15 protein-coding genes are annotated in these 18,261 nt (G+C 44.8%); 8 read left to right on the top strand and 7 right to left on the bottom strand.

Annotation, left to right across the window (positions count from 1 at the left end; genetic code table 11):
- Positions 1-3: 3 nt before the first annotated feature.
- A complete protein-coding gene (locus tag FJQ87_RS11695) occupies positions 4-1,272 on the bottom strand; it encodes an IS4 family transposase (protein WP_140933972.1) in 1,269 nt (422 codons plus the stop codon).
- 102 nt (positions 1,273-1,374) lie between these two features.
- Here FJQ87_RS11695 and FJQ87_RS11690 point away from each other — a divergent pair, with 102 nt between their 5' ends.
- The 5 genes from FJQ87_RS11690 (at position 1,375) to FJQ87_RS11670 (ending at position 7,572) form a co-directional block, all read left to right on the top strand.
- A complete protein-coding gene (locus tag FJQ87_RS11690) occupies positions 1,375-2,373 on the top strand; it encodes an EAL domain-containing protein (RefSeq protein ID WP_140932777.1) in 999 nt (332 codons plus the stop codon).
- A gap of 59 nt (positions 2,374-2,432) precedes the next feature.
- Entirely contained in the window at positions 2,433-2,834 is a 402-nt protein-coding gene (locus FJQ87_RS11685) for a DUF4156 domain-containing protein (RefSeq protein WP_140932776.1), read from the top strand.
- Positions 2,835-3,247: 413 nt separating this feature from the next.
- On the top strand, positions 3,248-5,524 hold the full coding sequence (locus tag FJQ87_RS11680; RefSeq protein ID WP_140932775.1) for an acyl-CoA dehydrogenase: 2,277 nt from the start codon (positions 3,248-3,250) through the stop codon (positions 5,522-5,524).
- Positions 5,525-5,594: 70 nt separating this feature from the next.
- Complete coding sequence (locus FJQ87_RS11675) at positions 5,595-6,422, top strand: CLCA_X family protein (RefSeq protein ID WP_168195184.1); 828 nt, start codon at positions 5,595-5,597, stop codon at positions 6,420-6,422.
- Between the two features lie 160 nt (positions 6,423-6,582).
- Complete coding sequence (locus FJQ87_RS11670; RefSeq protein ID WP_140932774.1) at positions 6,583-7,572, top strand: TIM44-like domain-containing protein; 990 nt, start codon at positions 6,583-6,585, stop codon at positions 7,570-7,572.
- 129 nt (positions 7,573-7,701) lie between these two features.
- Here FJQ87_RS11670 and FJQ87_RS11665 read toward each other — a convergent pair whose 3' ends face one another.
- The 4 genes from FJQ87_RS11665 to FJQ87_RS11650 form a co-directional block, all read right to left on the bottom strand.
- Positions 7,702-9,021 carry a sodium:proton antiporter gene (locus FJQ87_RS11665; RefSeq protein WP_140932773.1) on the bottom strand — a complete coding sequence of 440 codons (1,320 nt, stop codon included), beginning with the start codon at positions 9,019-9,021 and terminating at the stop codon, positions 7,702-7,704.
- A gap of 110 nt (positions 9,022-9,131) precedes the next feature.
- Positions 9,132-9,773 carry a response regulator gene (locus tag FJQ87_RS11660; protein WP_140932772.1) on the bottom strand — a complete coding sequence of 214 codons (642 nt, stop codon included), beginning with the start codon at positions 9,771-9,773 and terminating at the stop codon, positions 9,132-9,134.
- Entirely contained in the window at positions 9,770-11,590 is a 1,821-nt protein-coding gene (locus FJQ87_RS11655) for a PhnD/SsuA/transferrin family substrate-binding protein (protein WP_240778701.1), read from the bottom strand. Before FJQ87_RS11655 ends, FJQ87_RS11660 begins: the two co-directional genes overlap by 4 nt.
- A gap of 149 nt (positions 11,591-11,739) precedes the next feature.
- On the bottom strand, positions 11,740-12,855 hold the full coding sequence (locus FJQ87_RS11650) for an FAD:protein FMN transferase (protein ID WP_140932771.1): 1,116 nt from the start codon (positions 12,853-12,855) through the stop codon (positions 11,740-11,742).
- Positions 12,856-13,047: 192 nt separating this feature from the next.
- Between FJQ87_RS11650 and FJQ87_RS11645 the strand changes: the two genes are divergently transcribed.
- The 3 genes from FJQ87_RS11645 to FJQ87_RS11635 all read left to right on the top strand — a co-directional run bounded on the left by FJQ87_RS11645 (position 13,048) and on the right by FJQ87_RS11635 (position 16,276).
- On the top strand, positions 13,048-14,385 hold the full coding sequence (locus FJQ87_RS11645; RefSeq protein WP_140932770.1) for an FMN-binding protein: 1,338 nt from the start codon (positions 13,048-13,050) through the stop codon (positions 14,383-14,385).
- A 41-nt stretch (positions 14,386-14,426) separates the two neighbouring features.
- Positions 14,427-15,461, top strand: a complete 1,035-nt coding sequence (locus tag FJQ87_RS11640; RefSeq protein WP_140932769.1) for a porin — start codon at positions 14,427-14,429, stop codon at positions 15,459-15,461.
- A 194-nt stretch (positions 15,462-15,655) separates the two neighbouring features.
- Positions 15,656-16,276: a 2OG-Fe(II) oxygenase gene (locus FJQ87_RS11635; protein WP_140932768.1), complete on the top strand. Its 621-nt coding sequence runs from the start codon at positions 15,656-15,658 to the stop codon at positions 16,274-16,276.
- A gap of 63 nt (positions 16,277-16,339) precedes the next feature.
- On the opposite strand, the gene FJQ87_RS11630 is transcribed toward FJQ87_RS11635, so the two are convergent.
- Positions 16,340-16,714, bottom strand: coding sequence for a cupin domain-containing protein (locus FJQ87_RS11630; protein WP_140932767.1), 375 nt, complete (start codon positions 16,712-16,714; stop codon positions 16,340-16,342).
- Between the two features lie 59 nt (positions 16,715-16,773).
- Positions 16,774-18,255: a CoA-acylating methylmalonate-semialdehyde dehydrogenase gene (locus FJQ87_RS11625; RefSeq protein WP_140932766.1), complete on the bottom strand. Its 1,482-nt coding sequence runs from the start codon at positions 18,253-18,255 to the stop codon at positions 16,774-16,776.
- Positions 18,256-18,261: the final 6 nt, after the last annotated feature.

Genomic DNA, 18,261 nt, shown 5'->3' with positions numbered 1-18,261 from the left:
ACCTTAAGCATTAAGCTGTTCATAAATTCCATCTAACGTTATGTCTTTCTTAGATTTTCTCTGTTGTGCTTTTGGGGCGTTCTTCGTTATATAACGGATCGCCCAATCAATCTTATCTATTATTTCTGACCATGATTTGTGGCTAATGCACTCAAATATGGGCAGCAGCCACACATCAACATTCTTTGCAGCCTTGAATAACGAAACTGAAGGCATTATCTGCAGTGCCGTACTGCGTCTAATGCACAATGCCAATAAACTGGCCCAGACTAAGCCATCAACGATGGCTTTTTGTGCTGTAGCAAATCGCTGCCAGTTAGTATGAGATTTCAACTCTTTAAACATCAGCTCTATCTGCCAGCGACAGCGATAAATTGCCATAATATCATCTGCAGAGTAGGTTTCTCGTGGCAGATTAGTAAGCCAAATGCAAAATCGTTGTTCTTCGGCAAACCAGCGTCTTATTACCCGAAATGTCTGATTGCCTCTACAAACCGCCAAATCAAGCACCTCTGTCCGATTGGTGCGGCGCGTAATCTCTTTGAGTTTTTTGCCTGCCAACTTAGTCAGTGTTCGACCTTTACAGTTCCTCGCTTCGATGACCGTCGGGTTGAGGGATTTGGCTCCCCGAAAAATGTAGAACCCTCCATGCCGCTCAAGCTCGGCAAAGTAATCAAAGTCTGGGTAACCTGCATCTGCTAGCAGCAATTTGTTGTCCATCGTTGCTGGTTTAGGAAGATAATCTCTCTCCGAAGCCGTGTCGGCACTAATCGTCATTGCAGTAGGACTAAAGGTTTTGAGAGACATGGTCATATGGCACTCTATCGCTGCAGGGTTACGCTTAAAGCGGCTTGGATAAACAGATGCCAACTGCCTATGAACGTGAAAAGAACTACCATCTTGGAGCAACACATCATTAAAACAAGACATCTTATCGGGTAATTGAGCACATTGCTGCCGGGCAAATTGTGCGATAGCAAACTGTACTAACTGACGCATGAATAGAGGAAAAGCTTCTTTTCTGAGCTGATTGTGAAAAGGTTTGTAAGCCACATTATCCATTTCGGTCAGACACATCCCGTTGAACTGCCTGAGCAGATCGGCAATTGAAGTACAATTCCCCTTACTGAGCGCCGAAATCAGACTGAGTACAAGTTGTTCGGGCAAAATCGCTCGACATCGTTTCATGAGGCCAATATTTTTTGCCGTTTTTTGAAGAAAGTGAGCGCTAAAGAATTGCATAAACTGCTTTTTAAGAGAGATAATCAACACTGGCCTTTTTGTGTTTGATGGTTTGTTTGGCGACAATTATCAGATCACAAATAAGGCCATTTTTCTATCTAAATAAAAGCGTTAACTCTTAAGATCCTGTCTATGATGGTGGTTAATAACCGTGATCCATTGCAACTTATCTGTAAACTGGAGGCATTTAACCGCCAGCAGCATAGATATACTATTGGCGGCCTGAGCGAAACCCTAAGCATGAGTATTGGTTGCGTTGATAACCAAGAGCAACTCAGTTTCGATGACTCATTAAAATATGCCAATATGTGCATGTACCTTAGTAAAAAGCAGTTTTCAAGCCAAGTCGTCCAATTGGACTCTCAGGTAAAAAAGCAAATAGATAATACCTTTGCTTTGTTTGATTTTATTAAGTGTCAACAGCAGTGGACACAGCACTTATATCTTGTTTTTCAGCAGCAATGGGATGTGAATTCCGAAGCTATTTGTGTTGAATCGTTACTGCGCTTAGACGGCTTACCGTTTGATCATGTGGCCTTATTAACTGAAATTGAAAATCGAGATCAAGCTTACTTGCTTGATATCTGGGTACTTGAGCAAGTATTAGAGCAACATAAACTCAGACCTGACATTGAATTTTCGGTTAACGCTTTTCCCTCATCTTTTTGCCAAGTGGAGTATTTACAACGCTTGAGTCAGCTCTCGCCAAGTCAGCGCCGCGGCTTGTTATTTGAAATTACCGAGCAACAAGCTAATTGTTTTACCGCGCAGCAATGTCAAGCGATTTTAGCCACTGGCGTACGTTTATCGATTGATGATTTTGGGGTTGGCTTTACCAATTTAGATTTGATTTTGCGATTGCATCCTGAAGAAGTGAAACTAGATGCAAGTTTTATGAGGAAGGATTATCAGCAGGATGCCTTGATTGGTCTCATCAATGCTTTATTAACCTTGGGGACGAGCTTAGGCTTTACCCTCACCGTTGAGGGAATAGAAACCCGTGATAATTATCAGTGGTTGAAAGACATGGGAGTCAGTAAGTTTCAAGGCTATTTGTTCTCTAAACCTAATCGTAATTTAGCCGCAAGTGCCATGGCGTTTGATGATCTTGATCGCTGTTTGAAAGAGTGAGGCTTGGAGTGCTAGGTTTTTTGTTCTACGATGCGCTGATTTTTTAATCTGAGGCATCTATGAAATATCTAATTGCTGCACTATTGCCGTTAATGCTAACGGGTTGCATAACTTTTCCAACTGAAAACTCTAATAATGTCAAAGTGATATGGGATAATCACTATAGTATTGCTGAATGTCAGTATCTTGATACTGTGCTTGGCAGTGAAGGTCACTTTTATGACTTCTGGTTACATAGCGATCAAAACATGGTGTGGGGAACACTTAACCAAATGCGCATTAAAACCGCAGCATTAGGCGGCGATACCTTATATCTTTACCAACCGTTAGGTTTCTTAGGGTCAGTGACCATGATGGCTAATGCCTATGACTGTAGTGGCCAAATGGTGCTGATGGAGCAAGAGTCCACTGACGCAGAAGTTACCACTCTTGATGAAGAGAAGGTTACAGACGTTGAATAAACACGTGCAAGCTGCAGCGAACATTTAAGTTTTTGCTACTATGACTTGGCAATATGCCAAGTCAGCCTTTCCCCTTGGTATTCTACAAAGTGATCCATCTGGTGCTAATTCAAGCACAATCTTTAAATCTCAAATAATCATTATCATGTAAATTCTTGCCGCAGCCACACCTAAATCTAGCCATACGATATTACCGATCCCACGTGCTTAATCTAAACCAGTATTACTCTGCCCTGTGTTACATCTTGTATTAGATATGCCTTAATTTGATGTAAATAGTATTTATATCAATGCATTAGTTTTATTTGGCGGGGCTCTTAGTTCGCATAGCGCTGCGGGTGAACTGGTAAAGTAAAAAATAAATCAAACGTTTGTTTAAATTTGTTGATCATAATCGGTACTTGTGACGTAATATGAATGTATGTTCCCTGGTCAGACGAGTAATGGATATGAGTTTACGCACCCAATTAAGGAAAATTTTACCCAGCATTTCTATCACAGAGCAGGAAGCGCTAGATGCTGGTGATGTCTGGCTTGAAGGTTCTATTTATCAAGGTAAACCTGATTTTTCAGCCCTGCGCGCCATTCCTGATGCCAAGTTAAGCATGGCAGAGCAAGCCTTCCTCGATGGCCCAGTGATGGAACTGCTGGCATTAGTGGATGACTTTGCGATTCAAAGTGGTGAACATTTACCTGAGAATGTACTTAATTTTCTCAAAGTTAATAAGTTCTTCTCACTAATCATTCCTAAGCAATATGGCGGTTTAGCATTTAGTCCATATGCTAACTCCACCATAGTGGCAACTATTGCCGCTAAAAGTTCAGCAGTGGCAGTAACCGTTATGGTGCCTAACTCCTTAGGCCCTGGTGAGTTATTAATGCACTACGGCACAGAGGCGCAGCGTAACTACTGGTTACCTAAGCTTGCCATTGGTGATGATATCCCATGTTTTGCGTTAACTAGCCCAGAAGCTGGCTCTGATGCTGGTGGTATCCCTGATATCGGCATAGTGACTTATGGTGAATATAACGGCGAGAAAACCTTAGGGTTATCGGTAACTTGGGATAAGCGCTATATCACTTTAGCCCCGATTGCGACGGTACTGGGGTTAGCTTTTAAGGTACAAGACCCAAGCGGTTTACTAGGCAGTAGTCATGATTTAGGCATTACTTGCGCACTTATTCCCAAAAGTCATCCAGGCGTGCAATTAGGTAATCGCCATGACCCTATGGGAATACGTTTTTACAACGGTACTACTCGTGGTGATAACGTCTTTATTCCAATGGACTTTATTATTGGTGGCCAGCAGAACATCGGTCGTGGCTGGCAAATGTTAGTGAGTTGCTTAGGGGCTGGTCGCGGAATTTCGTTACCTGCGCTTGGCGTCAGTGTGGCGCAGGCGTCATTTAAGTCCTCGGCTGAATATGCTGCCGTGCGTGAACAATTTGGCTTATCCATTGGTAAGTTTGAAGGTATTCAGCAAAAGTTGGCTGATATTGCCGGTAAAACCTATCTGCAAGAATCTATGCGTGTGCTTACTACGGAAGGCTTGGGCTTAGGCCTGAAACCTTCAGTGGTTACGGCTATTGCTAAATATCACATGACAGAAATTGGTCGTGATGTGCTTAATTCCGCCATGGATATCCAAGCGGGTAAAGCCATACAATGCGGGCCACAAAATACTTTGGCTTCAGGCTATGTAGCTCAGCCTATTGCCATTACTGTGGAAGGCGCCAACATTCTCACCCGTAACTTGATGATTTTTGGTCAAGGCGTGATGCGCTGTCATCCATATCTGCAAAGTATGGTAGAAGCTATTCACAGTGAGGCGTCAGATGCCGACAGCACCTTTAATGGCATATTAACTAAGACTGTCAGTTATAGTGTTCGTAATAGTTTACGCGCCTTTAAACTCGGTTTATTGCCTTTCTTGGCTAAGCAAGATAGGCGCTTAGCTGAAGTGGTCCCTTATGAAAAAGCCGTTAATCAGTTAGCCGCAAAGCTTGCTGTGTATGCCGATTTCTCTTTGCTGGTATTAGGCGGCAAGTTGAAACAAGCTGAAATGCTGTCAGCGCGTCTTGGCGACGTCATGAGCTACTTGTATGCGGCGATGGCCTCCATTCGCTATTACGAAACCAAAGTGCTGGATGCTAATCGCACCGAAGCCGCGCCGTATTTTCATTATGCTACGCGTTGGTCTTTAGCGCAGGCAGAAAAGGCCATGTTAGATTTCTTAGATAACTTCCCATCGGCGCCAACCCGCCAATTGATGAAGTTCATCACCTTAACTTACTCAGCTAAGATGCCTAAGATTTCTGATGATTTAGTGCGTGAGTTAGCTGAAGCCGCGCAAATGAATACCAAAATTAAAGCGCAGCTTACCGAGCTCATTCGCCCTGTAGCGGGGGATGGTAATGACATCAATGAGCAAGCTTATCTGGCGAAGATGGAATGCTTGGATTTACTGGCGCGGGTTAAGATTGCGCTGCGTAAAAAGACGATTAGAGCTGGGGTGAGATTCTCTGAGACATTAGATGCCGCATTAGCTTCTGGGGTGATTAATGCCGCCGAGCATCAACAGCTCATCAGTTATAATCACAAACGTGAACTTGCAATTCGCGTTGATGAATTTGATTTTGATTTAAATTTATTAAGCCCGCATGAGCATAAAGCCTCTGCAGCAGCCTAAATAGCGGCATGGCTTGTGTAGCGTGATATGATGAATATAATGAGCCAACTTTTGTTGGCTCATTTTTTTTATGTCTCCTAAAACGCCTCAAGCATTCAGCACCCAGAATTTTTTTAGCCGCTTAGCTTGCCGGCGGCGTGGTCCTGATTTTCGTCAAGGGGAGATAGTCGGGTTTGCCGATATTCAGCAGACGTTTGGTTTCGATAGGCTAAAGCTTGGGCGCTGGGTGACGAAAGATGAGGCAACTCTAGCCGCGCCAATCATCTTTGATGCCTTTGCTGATCTTGCCTACTTACTTAATTTACCGCCCAAGGCCATAGGGCTGCGCCAAAGTTTAAGTTTGGCCTTTGGCAGTGGCGGCCGCCAAGGCGTACAGGCGCATTATAATAGTTTAAGCCGAGAGCTAGCCTTGGCAAAACACGCAGGCGCTGGAGCCTTAGCCCATGAGTTTTGGCATGGTTTTGATCATTATATTGCCCCAAAAGCCTATGATTTACCGCTGCGTAACCAAGCCGTTCAGCCATTTGCCAGTGATTGCTGGCAGCAAGATTTACTAAGTCTTGAGCATCCGCTGAACGACAGGCTATTAGCCTTATTTGCCATCGTCATGCAAGAGGGTGCAGAGCCATCATCCTTGGTGCTGCGCTCCAAGCAATTAGATAAGCGTTTAGGACGCTATTATTTTTCGCAGCCAACGGAATTGATGGCGCGTGCCTTTGAAGCGGCGCTCGAGTTTGATAACCGGATCGCCAATCCTTATTTAGTGAACGGTACGCGCAAGGGGCAGTTTGTTGATGCCGGGGTTTATCCTGATGATGAGCATTTAGTAGCAATTACTCGCGCACTCCTTGCCTATTTTGAACCGCTAGGTCGCGCCTTATCTAAACAAGGTATTTAATCATAAGCGTAAACTTAATCACTTAAACCCTGAAAACTCAGGTTAATTTAAGCCTGATTGCGCACACTCATTAATAGTGATCATTGACTTGATCACGCTTAGGCCAATAGTATGCTGGCTTGACTTGCGCAAAGTTATCATTCTGATTTATAGGATAAACATGAAAAAACTTTTAGCCCTAATCCCCTTGATGCTCGCCGTAGTGCTGGTATCTCCTTATGCCGACGCCAAAAAATTTGGTGGTGGTAAGAAATTTGGTAGCAGTTATAAAACTGCGCCTGCCAAACAGCAACCGCAAAAAACCGATACTGTTAGCCCACAACCAGGCCAAGCGACTCCCGCTGGCCAGCCTGCTGCCGCTAAGCAAAATGCTGCGCAAACTGCAGGTTCTTCTAAGAAGGGCATGTTTGGCGGATTAATGGGCGGCCTATTAGCCGGTGGTTTATTAGCCGCCTTATTTGCTGGTGGTGCATTTGAAGGCTTACAAATGATGGACATGGCCATCATTGCCTTATTGATCTTTGGCGCCGTGATGTTGTTTAAGATGCTGCGCAAAAGTAAAGCCGCGCCAAGCCAAGGCAGTTATCAGCGTGAAGCTTATGCGGCGTCAACGCCAAATTCAGCGCCAGCGCAAAACAATGCTTATCAACAGCCACAACAGCCACAACCTCAGCAGCACGCTTACAGCGCGCCTGAAGCTGCGCCTATTCATGGGGCAACTGATGCGCCACGTCCATGGTTCCGCGCTGAAGTTGATGCTAATGCTGCCGATGTGCCTATGAATCTGCCAGCAGGTTTTGACAGTACCGCTTTCGTTAAAGGCGCTATCAGTCACTATGAAACCTTGCAGCAGGCATGGAATAGCAATGATCTGACTAAAATTGAAGAGTATGTCGCAGCTGACATTTTCTCTGAATTAGTGACAGCTCGAGCGGATGAGCCAACTGAACTTTACACGCAAGTGTTGTCAGTGAATGCTGAGATTGTTCGTGCCGATTATAACAATGAGCACGCGCAAATTAGCTTGTATTTCTACGGTCAGTTTAAAGAGTCACCACAAGGTGTAACGCAAGATATCAAGGATATCTGGCACTTACAGCGTGACTTAACTCAAGACGGTCAGCCATGGTTGATTGTGGGTATTGAGTAAACATTCGTAGTGAGTCACTCACTCACTTGCAATAAAAAACGCAGCCTAGGCTGCGTTTTTTTATTGAGAAAATCATGATTTAAGTAAAGCAGTTACCTAATCTCTTAATGACGAGTCTGGTTTTACTCCTCATTGAACACGCCCACCCGCGTTATCACTTGATGTTGCTTGGTGACTTTCGGCGTCTAAGCGCTTAGCCTTAGTGATCATCGGCGTGATGGTTGAGCCCTGCACTAAGATAGAAAACACCACGACCGCGTAAGTCATCACCAGCATGATCTCACGAACATCAATATTTTTTTCAGGTAACACCATAATGCCAGCAGGCACTGACATAGCCATAGCGATGGCTAAACCGCCGCGTAAACCGCCCCAAGTTAAAATCGAAACTGCCATAGGGTTGTAGCGGCGAAAGCGATTAAAACCTAGGTAAGAAAGACGAACACTAAGATAGCGCCCAACTAATACTAACGGGATAGCAAAAGCCATTAACAACCAGTCTTCGCGGTGAAACGCAAAGGTCAGCATTAATAACCCTATCAACAGGAATAACAGGCAATTTAAGAACTCTTCTATCAATTCCCAAAAGTGATTTAAGTTATCACTGGTCTTAGGGCTAAAGCCTTGGCTGCGAGTCCAGTTACCGATAATGATGCCAGTGACGACCATGGCCAGTGGGCCTGAGACACCCAGCGAGGAGGCGAGGGCATAACCTGCGGAGGGAATGAGTAAGGTTAATAGCTGCTCTAGTGAAGGATCAGCAGTATGACAAATGAGTTTATGCACTAAAGTGCCTAACACTAGGCCATAAAGAATTCCGCCAAGCGCTTCTTGCAGGAATAACAAGCTGACGCTACTTACTGTTGGCGTGATATCACCAAAGGCAATAGTAAATAGGGTCACAAATATGACTAAGCCAAAGCCATCATTGAATAGCGATTCGCCTTCAATTTGGGTTGAGATTCGCTCGGGCGCTTGTAACTTTTTGACTATGGCAAGCACAGCGATAGGGTCGGTAGGGCTTATCAGAGCGCCAAACAACAAGCAATAGACGAGCGCCAGCGGTAAGCCAATTAACTGACAAAAACCATAAAACACAAAACCAATAAAAAAAGTAGAGACTAAGGTGGCGAACAACGCCAGCACAGTAATTTCCCACTTTTGGTCTTTAAGGTTGGTAAGCTTAATGTTGATAGCACCGGCAAATAACAAAAAGCCAAGAATACCTTCGAGTAAAAAGTGCTGAAAATCTAGTTCATTAATGACATGGGCGGCGACGGCTTTGAATTCAAAGATATGGAATCGACCAGTGAACACCAACAGTAATGACAACATAATAGCGCCAGCTGTGATGGCGATTGTCGGTTGGAATTTTCCTAATTTACTATTGAGATAAGCCATCAGCACTGCAGCAGCGCCAAAGTAGCACAAAATATGATAGACAGACATGCCGTATCCTTAAGGGTAAGAGTAACGGGCGTAAACAGTATTACATCTTAATGTAGGCTATCGGCCTCAGACCACTCAAAAATAGTGCAAGTTTGGTTAATTTTTTATCATCATTTGAGTTCTTCCCCAGCTACAAGCAATTGATCTTCAGCCCTTAGTTGGTGCTTAGCTAGCTGCCATGCTAGTTCAGCGGCATTACTTACTTGCATTTTTTGCAGTAATTTTTGCTTATGAAGCTCAACGGTACGTTGGGCTAGTTCAAGTTCGCTAGCAATGACTTTATTCATTTTGCCCGCAAGCACTAAGGTCATCACTTGGTGCTCGCGGGGACTTAGGCTATTGAGTTGCGCGCGCAGTAGTTGGTGTTGATTGTGCGCGGCATACGCTTGCTCGCTGACTTGCATGGCTTGAAGTAACAGAGGTTTAAGCTTATCGCCGTCCGCCGGTTTTTCTAGAAAATCAAGCGCACCAACACGCATGCTTTGCACTGCCATAGCAATATTGCCATGGCCGGTGAGCATGATGATTTGAATCGGACTTTGCAGCTTTACTAAGTGTTGCAGTAAGGCCATGCCGTCCATTCCCGGCATATGAATATCAAGCAGCATGACCGCAGGCGCATGAATATCTACGGCAGAAAGCAGGTTTGCGGGGCAGGTAAAACTTTGGCTAGCGAATCCCATGCCTTCAAGCATCCAGCTTAATGAATCTAATACATCTTGATCATCATCAACTAGGTATAAAGGGGTCATAGCGCGGCAGCCTTATGGGGTAAGTGAATGAGGATGACTAAGCCTGGGTTAGCTTGATGGGCAATAATTTGGCCGCCATGTTCTTCTATGATGCGTTTACAAATCACCATCCCTAGGCCTAAACCATGAGCTTTAGAGGTTTCAAATGGCATAAATAGCCGAACTAAGGCTGCGGATGTCAAGCCTGTACCAATATCGCGGATGCAGAGTTGGTATTCATCTGCCAAGCGTTGGCACTCAATAGTTAACTGCCTCGACTTAAGGCTCTGCATAGCATCCAGCGCATTACGAATGAGGTTAACCAGTACCTGTTGCAATAAACTGGCATCAGCCACTATCGGGTAATCATCGCTAGGGCGCTGCCAGTGTACCTGGCATCCCTTAAGGTCCGGCGCCATGAGTTGCAAGGTATCATCTATGATGTGCGCTAGATCGCAGGCCTGATAATGGCTGCTTTGCTGACAAAACGCTCGCAGTCGATTAATGGTCGTTTGAGCCCTATCGACCTGGGCAATGATTTTAGTTAACGGTTGCTGTAACTCTGGCTGAGAGTCTATTAGGCGATAAACACAGCCTTGGGCTAAATAACGAATGCCAGCTAATGGCTGCTTCAGTTCATGGGCAATGCCTGAGGCCATTTCTCCTGTGAGTAATACCCGCTGGGCACGGTAGAACTGTTGCTGCTGATCTAATAACCGAGCTTGCGTACATTGATGCTCGGCCACTTCATTACTCAGAGCTAACGTGCGGCGCACTACTAAGCGCTTGACCCGTAAGTGATGTAAGTATCCAAGCAATAACACCAGTATGGCAACTAATACCCAAGGGATGGCGCTATACATTAAACGCTGCCAATTGGTAACAAACGGCCATTGGGCTAGTTGCTGGCGTAACTGAAACACCTCACTGTCGTTAACCGGCGCGGCCCAATATTGATATTGGCCGACAATCGCCGCGCTATCTTGTGGCGTTATGGCTAATAATGCCCGTACCACTTGAGTGGCTAGTTGATGACTGGTGCCGCCAAGTTTTGACAGGGCATAATCTGGGTATAAAGGTGTTGATACTTGGCAAGCCATATCGGTTTGCTCATGGACCAATTGCACCTTAAGCGCGCCTTGAGGTATTGCGCCGCGCTTTATCGCAGACTCTAGAATACAAGCGGGTAAAATGGCGACGTCGGCTTGATGTTGCAGTAATTTATCGAGCAGCTTTGCTTGTGGAAAGCCAACAAATTTCAACTGTTTAATGTCGCGATACACATCCATATGGCGACTAGCTAAGGTAGCGGCAAAAATTTGAAAACCGCCAAAGGCGCGCGGATCGCTCGAAATTACTCGTTGCTGGGTTAACTCTTTCCAATGATTAAGCGGGTGATCAGCGCGGGTGATGATAGCTGACCCCATCGCCCTTTCTGGATTATTACTTAAATTATTCACTAAGGTTAATAAATGACTGGTGCCATAGTCTTTTTTATAGGCCACAGTCGTCATGGCATTGCCTATGATAAAGTCAATATTAGCTTTGGTGATGGCGTTATCTAGCTCCATCGGCGTGAGCGCTATAATATCAATGGGTTGGCCTAATTGTTGTTGAAGCCATAAGGCGGTGTCTTGCCAGCGCCGCTCGATTTTACTGGGATCAGCAAAGGCCATCACGCCGATACGGATAGTTGCGTGAGTATTGGTCTTTGTATCGCGCAGCTTAATAAAGTGGCTCGGACTCTGGATAGCATCCGGAGAATAGGAAGCCGCATTGATTTGGCAAGGCCAGAGCAATGCAAGCAGGCTAAAACCTATGATAAAGACATTCAACAAGGCAATATCGCTTTAGAAAAGGTAACAGTGGCTATTATCACCGACTAATGTTGCGCAAAGCTCAGTGATATGTGCGTTCAGTGAGTAAGATCACGCTTCACTTATATACTGAGGGTCATCCTACTGATTAATGTCGATGAGGTGTTAGCCTATTGATATTGTGCGCGCAACTTGGCCACGCCCGCGGTTTCAAACTTATTGCCATAATCATCAAGATACCATATCGCTTCGACATCCTTATCTAAGCCAATGTCTTGTAGCCACACTTGAGCTTCGACCACTGGCATTAAAAATAGACTGGTGGAAATCACATCGGCTAATAACGTATTGCGCTGCATAATCACTGAGACACTAATGCCGTCACGCTTAGGATAAAGGGTCGTGGGGTCAATAATATGGTGATAATCTTTGCCATCGACAGTGAAATAATTTAAATAATTACCACTTGATACCAAGGTAATATCTTGCGCAGTAATATATTCATGGTAAACACTATTATTGATACCATTCCTATTGTTATATTTTCTGGCGAGCGGATCTTCAATAGCCGTAATAAATTGTCGGCCACTAGGATGTATACCAAAATGACGAATATTACCGCCAGCATTAATGATAAATGATGTGATGCCGTCAGCGCGGAGTCTGTCATAGACTTTTTCTACCATCCATCCTTTCGCTATGCCGCCTAAATCTAACTGCATGCCAGCTTGCATTTGGACTGTGTTATGAGTGGCATCTAAGATTATCTTTGAAATATCAATATGTTTAGCAGCATCCTCAAGCGTTTGCCGCATGGGGAGTTGGCAATCATTTTCTTTCAAGCAAACATTACGCGCTTGGCGCCACACCGCCAATACGGGAGCGATGGCGATATTAAATCGGCCATTGGTGAGTTGATGCCATTCAATGCTGGCATGCAATAACTCGGTTAACCTTGGGTCAATTTGATGCAGTTTATCAGGCGCATTATTAATGGTTTTAATATTGGTAAAATATGGGTAAGTTGAAAAGTTAGACCCTAAATAATGATATTGCTGCACTACATGTAAACCATGGCATAAGGCGGATAATGCTTGCTGTTTATCATCATGATAAATATCAATGGTAATGGACGTACCAAAATAATTTAAGGTAGTCATAGTCCCTTTACCTTGGTCATAAACAAAACTGGCATTGCCTTCACATTGATAAGGAATAAATTCATCGGCATGAGAATGACTGAAGATACTCATTAGGCTAATGATGATAAATATAAAGTAGGGCATTACATCTCTCTGTGGTCGCGTTATTTATAGCTGTACCATGAATATTAGGCTCTGGCTTGTTAGCTATCCCTAAAGTGTTAGCAGTTTCAAAGAAATGATCATTGCCCCCTAGAACTGCGGTTTTCCGCAATTGTTCAAACGGCTGAGCTGTTTATGCTTGCCCATAAATCTATTATTTAGTGGGCAACATCGATGAACAACACGATTAATTTCAAACAGTGTGGGTTAGTGCTCGCCATGTCCTTAACTGGTTTAGCGTTGGCAGGTTGTGCCAGTCAGTCAGTGCAGGGCAAGTATGTTGATGGCGTTTATCAAGTCAGTGGCAAAGGCAAAAAGAGCGAAATCACGCTTGAAGCCACAGTCATTAACGGTAACATTAGCGCGCTCAAAACGTTATCGCACAAAGAAACTGAGTCGTTATACCTCAATGCTGAGCGTATCTTGAAGGAAGTGGTAGCCAACAATGGTCATGAAGGGATAGATGCTATCTCGGGCGCCACCTATTCAGCCAATGGTATTTTAAAGGCGGTCAATGATATTCCGCGCGCCGATGGCAGCAAACCTGAATTTCAAAGTGTGGGTGCCCGCGCTAATAAGAGTGCCGAAAAGTTTGATTTAGAGTGGTCGATTCAGCCTCAGCTTGGCATAGTGAAAGGTGACTATTACTACGAAGAAGCGCGTTTCCGCCAAGGGCATATGGGCAGCATGTTAGTGGTGGTTGATAGTGCTAATTCTGCGGATGTGTTGTTGGCTGAATTTCAAGAAAGTGGGCGCCCAAACTATTACACTCGTCTTTATCAAAACGTACCTAAGCGTATGTCTGAATACAATTTTTCTATGGGTAAGCAAAAAGGTACGGCTTGGGTACAGTCAGCCTTAACCATGGAAAAGCTGATGATGGAGAAAAATAAGCTCACTTTTGATAAAAATCCTGAGTTTGATCCAAAGCTTGCCAATAAATTATCCGAGCCTAACCGTTTACAATATCTTGAACTGGATATAGTGGCTGGCGCTTCTAACAGTATTCAGCAATCAATGATCCCCTTGACCGCTAAAATTCACAGCCGCATTCAGCAAGGTAGCAGTGACCAATTATTATATCAGCAAGCACAGAAAATTAATGATGCGAAAGGCCGCTGGACTGGGGTAACCGCCATGCTGCGTATCGTAGTCAGTAAGCAAACGGGTAACATTACCGCGGCTCATTACGATGAAATCTTTGCTGATCACCAAAAAGATATTAGAGATGCCTCGCAAAAAGCCTTTTACCGCCAGTCTAAATACGATTCGATTAATTATGTTGAGCCTGCGCGTATTGGTTTTAACGTCATGATTGACGCGTTAGCAGATCATCTGACTCAAGGCGGTTCATTATTTGATATTAATGACTTACCAGCAGCCGGTGATAGCGGCAGTTATGCCCAAACCGGCTTTACTAAGCGCTCTGATGCTTGGGATAATTATCTATTGCTCGCTAATAGCTTATATCAGCAAATGCGCCAAGATGGCGTGATCACCGCGCAGCAATAATATTGTAGGGCGTTTTGGCGCCCATTTTTGGATGTGTTTTTATGAAAGCTTTATGTTTTAGTGCACTGTCGTTGGCCTTGTGCACGCCCTCGGTACTGGCCAATGATTATCAATTTTATGGGCGTTTTGATTACTCGTTAACCTCTTCTGACAGTGGCAGTGCTACCCATAACAACAAACAGGGACTAGTACTTGAAAATAACTTTAGCCGCTTAGGGGTTAAAGGCCGTAGTGAATTATCAGCAACAACCGACATCTTTTATCAAATTGAAGTTGGGGTAAATGGCGGCAGTCAAGATAAAACCAGTAACCCATTTTCATCGCGGCCGACGTATTTAGGCATTTGCCATCAAGACTATGGTTCATTAGCGATTGGCCGTATCGATCCGGTATTTAAAATGGCCAAAGGTGGTGTTGACGTCATGGATATCTATGTCATGAAACATGACAGATTATTTGCTGGCGATAAACGCTGGGGCGATTCACTGGCTTATAAGTCACCTGTATGGCAAAACGTACAACTTGGCGTCAGTTATTTACTGGAAGATAATTATTATAAGGTTGGCGAACAGCGGCGTGAGCTTGGTAACTACCAAGTGGCCGTGACCTATGGCGATAAGTCTTTTAACAATAGCGATCTGTATTTAGCTGCTGCCTATAGTGATGGCATGGAAGATATTCGCGCATATCGAGGTGTTGCCCAATATCAATGGGATGGCTTAACCCTTGGTACTATGGTGCAACATTCTGAACTAGTTAATCAAGCGGCAGCTCAGTGGCAGCAACGTCATGGTACAGGCTTCATTGTGAGCGCTAAATATGCCCTAGGCCTTTGGTTGCTAAAGGCTGAGGGAGGGTATGATGATTCAGGCACTGGCGCCATTGCTAACCGTTTATATCAGAGTAAAGGCAATAGCGTGAATGAAGCCCCGGTGATTACCCAGTGGGCTCTTGGCGCCGAATATAAAATAAGTCGCGCCGCGCGCATTCATACAGAGCTTGGCCAATTTCACGTAAAACAGCATCAAGATTTTAGCGACAGCCTAGTCAGCCTAGGTTTTAGGTACGATTTTTAACGCTTTGTCCCCATAGCACAAGGACGTGCTAAATTTTCACATCATTTTTCCCTTTTGTTAGCTAATTCAAAAAATTCGTTTTACACTCCTGCCATCATACCTTTTTGGTATATAGCCATGCTAACCAGGTCGCTCTGCTAGTTTCCTATAGCCTTGATTCGATGTGAGTTGTGCTTATTGATGAGTGTCACGTTATGAGCTTTACGTTTTCAGAAACTGTATTAGATGAATTGGCTGAGCAGTTGAGTGTACGGGGGTATCATGTGTTTGACAGTGAAATCCCCCATGATGTTTGCCAGGCGTTATTGACAAAAATGGGCGTTGAGTCCGATGGCTTTAAGCATGCCGCCATAGGTCGGGGCGCGGGGCAGCAACATCAGGCGTCAATTCGCGGTGATAAGATTTTGTGGTTAACGCCAGAATGTGACACAGATAATTTGTATTTGGACTTAATGTCGCAGTTAAGATTAGCCATTAATCGCCGCCTGTATTTAGGGCTGAATGAATTTGAAAGTCATTATGCGATTTATCAGCCAGGTCAATATTATCAAAAACATATCGATAGTTTGAAAGGAAGTCAAAATCGCATTTTGACCTCGGTATTGTTTCTTAATCCGAATTGGCAGGCAGAAGATCAAGGCGAATTACTTATCTATGATGAGCAAGATCAATTGATTGAAACTATCAGCCCGACCTTTGGTAAATGGGTGGTGTTTTTAAGTGAAGTCTTCCCCCACGAAGTGTCAGCGACCAATGTTGACCGCTTTAGCATTGCCGGTTGGTTTCGTGTCAGTAATAGTCAGCACGGATATTAGATTGAAATAACCGCAGGACGTTAACGTCCTGTGGTTAATAACGCCTTCTTAAGCTAGTTTGGGCTAAAGACTAGCGGCAAGCTTAGGTTCGAAAATTACATACACTTTTTTGCAAAAGTCAGTGACTTTCCAACTGCCACTAAAGCCTGCGGGGATGACGAAGCGATCGCCAGCAGTCACAGTTAGACTATTGCCATCTGTATCAATAATTTCACTCATTCCTGCGACTATTTCACAGTATTCATATTCAGTGTAATTAACTTGCCAATGGCCTTGGTCACATTGCCAAAAGCCGCACTGAAATTGCTGACATGGGCTGTTATAAAAACTATCTATGGTTTGGATAGGCGCACCATCTAAGCGCTTTTCGGCCGCGATGGCAGCTGAGTAGCTTTCCTTAGGCGCCCCTGAAAGCAATTGAATATCTTGTATTTTCATCCTTGCATCTCCACAGTCGTCTTAAGCCTTGGCATCCTATCATCCAAGCTTAGAGAGAGTTATTTCATGGTCGGTATAATAAAGTCAGCTTGACTCAGGTGCGGCTTAGGCCAGCGAGCGGTAATGGCTTTCTTGCGAGTATAAAAGCGAACGCCATCGGGGCCATGCATATGTAAAGCGCCAAACAAAGAGCGTTTCCAGCCACCAAAACTGTGAAATGCCATAGGCACAGGAATAGGGACGTTAACCCCAACCATACCGACTTGCACGGCATCGCAAAAATGACGTGCATATTCGCCGTTTTGGGTGAATATGGCTGTGCCATTGCCATATTGATGGGCATTAATTAGCGCGAGTGCACTGTCATAATCGGCCACGCGCACAATGGCGAGCACTGGACCAAAAATTTCTTGCTGATATATAGTCATTTCCGCAGTGACATGGTCAAACAAGCTCGCACCAACAAAATGACCGTCCCCCAGACTCAAGTGCCGACCATCGCGTACTAAGGTTGCGCCTTGCTGCACGCCATTATCGATATAGCCACACACTTTATCGAGATGCTCGCGGCTAATGAGCGGCCCCATTTCTATGCCGTGATGGCTGCCATCCCCGACCTTTAACGCATCGATTTTCGGCACTAATTGCGCCACGAGTTTATCGGCCACATCACCGACGGCCAGCACGACTGAAATGGCCATGCAGCGCTCACCAGCAGAACCATAAGCCGCCCCCATTAAGGCATTAGCAGCCAAATCAAGGTCAGCATCTGGCATAACTAACATATGGTTTTTAGCGCCGCCTAAGGCTTGAACGCGTTTACCATGGACCGATGCTGTGCTGTAAATGTATTGGGCAATAGGGGTTGAGCCCACAAAGCTCACGGCTTCAATGTCTGGATGGGTTAATAGCGTGTCAACCGCGGTTTTATCGCCATTAACTACGTTAAATACGCCCGCAGGAAGGCCCGCCTCCGTCAGTAATTGCGCGATACGCAGCACCGGACTTGGGTCTTTTTCTGACGGCTTCATAATAAAAGTGTTACCGCAGGCAATGGCGATAGGGAACATCCACATGGGCACCATTACCGGGAAATTAAATGGCGAAATTCCGGCCACTACGCCAAGGGCTTGATTTACCGACCAAGCATCGACGCCAGAACCCACTTGTTGGGTATGCTCACCTTTTAAAAGGTGCGGAATGCCGCAAGCAAATTCCACCACTTCTAAGCCGCGGGTGATTTCGCCCTTGGCATCTTCCAGCACCTTGCCGTGCTCAGTAGTAATTAATTGTGCTAATTCATCAATATGCTGCTCGACTAAGGCTTTAAAGCGAAATAATACCCGCGCGCGATTAAGTGGCGTAGTTTGTGACCACGCAGGAAAAGCCGCCTTGGCATTGGCGATAGCGGCATTGACTTCCGCTGCACTTGCCAGTGACACTTGACCAATCACTTGGTTCGTCGCTGGGTTAATTACCGCTTGTTGGCGCGCGCTTGGGCCAGTCATTTGGCTATTGATATAATGAGTCATTGGTGTCATAGAACT

The sequence above is a fragment of the Shewanella sp. SNU WT4 genome (assembly GCF_006494715.1).
GTDB lineage: Bacteria > Pseudomonadota > Gammaproteobacteria > Enterobacterales > Shewanellaceae > Shewanella.
The sequence above is the reverse complement of the archived record's forward strand: the minus strand, read 5'-3'. Positions and strand labels throughout refer to the sequence as shown.

Excerpts from the sequence above, each read along its gene's own strand:
- FJQ87_RS11690 (WP_140932777.1), top strand. The coding sequence starts at position 1,375 with ATGATGGTGGTTAATAACCGTGATCCATTGCAACTTATCTGTAAACTG.
- FJQ87_RS11635 (WP_140932768.1), top strand. The coding sequence starts at position 15,656 with ATGAGCTTTACGTTTTCAGAAACTGTATTAGATGAATTGGCTGAGCAG.
- FJQ87_RS11640 (WP_140932769.1), top strand. The coding sequence starts at position 14,427 with ATGAAAGCTTTATGTTTTAGTGCACTGTCGTTGGCCTTGTGCACGCCC.
- FJQ87_RS11650 (WP_140932771.1), bottom strand. The coding sequence starts at position 12,855 with ATGCCCTACTTTATATTTATCATCATTAGCCTAATGAGTATCTTCAGT.
- FJQ87_RS11645 (WP_140932770.1), top strand. The coding sequence starts at position 13,048 with ATGAACAACACGATTAATTTCAAACAGTGTGGGTTAGTGCTCGCCATG.
- FJQ87_RS11665 (WP_140932773.1), bottom strand. The coding sequence starts at position 9,021 with ATGTCTGTCTATCATATTTTGTGCTACTTTGGCGCTGCTGCAGTGCTG.
- FJQ87_RS11630 (WP_140932767.1), bottom strand. The coding sequence starts at position 16,714 with ATGAAAATACAAGATATTCAATTGCTTTCAGGGGCGCCTAAGGAAAGC.
- FJQ87_RS11660 (WP_140932772.1), bottom strand. The coding sequence starts at position 9,773 with ATGACCCCTTTATACCTAGTTGATGATGATCAAGATGTATTAGATTCA.
- FJQ87_RS11625 (WP_140932766.1), bottom strand. The coding sequence starts at position 18,255 with ATGACACCAATGACTCATTATATCAATAGCCAAATGACTGGCCCAAGC.
- FJQ87_RS11670 (WP_140932774.1), top strand. The coding sequence starts at position 6,583 with ATGAAAAAACTTTTAGCCCTAATCCCCTTGATGCTCGCCGTAGTGCTG.
- FJQ87_RS11680 (WP_140932775.1), top strand. The coding sequence starts at position 3,248 with ATGAATGTATGTTCCCTGGTCAGACGAGTAATGGATATGAGTTTACGC.
- FJQ87_RS11675 (WP_168195184.1), top strand. The coding sequence starts at position 5,595 with ATGTCTCCTAAAACGCCTCAAGCATTCAGCACCCAGAATTTTTTTAGC.
- FJQ87_RS11685 (WP_140932776.1), top strand. The coding sequence starts at position 2,433 with ATGAAATATCTAATTGCTGCACTATTGCCGTTAATGCTAACGGGTTGC.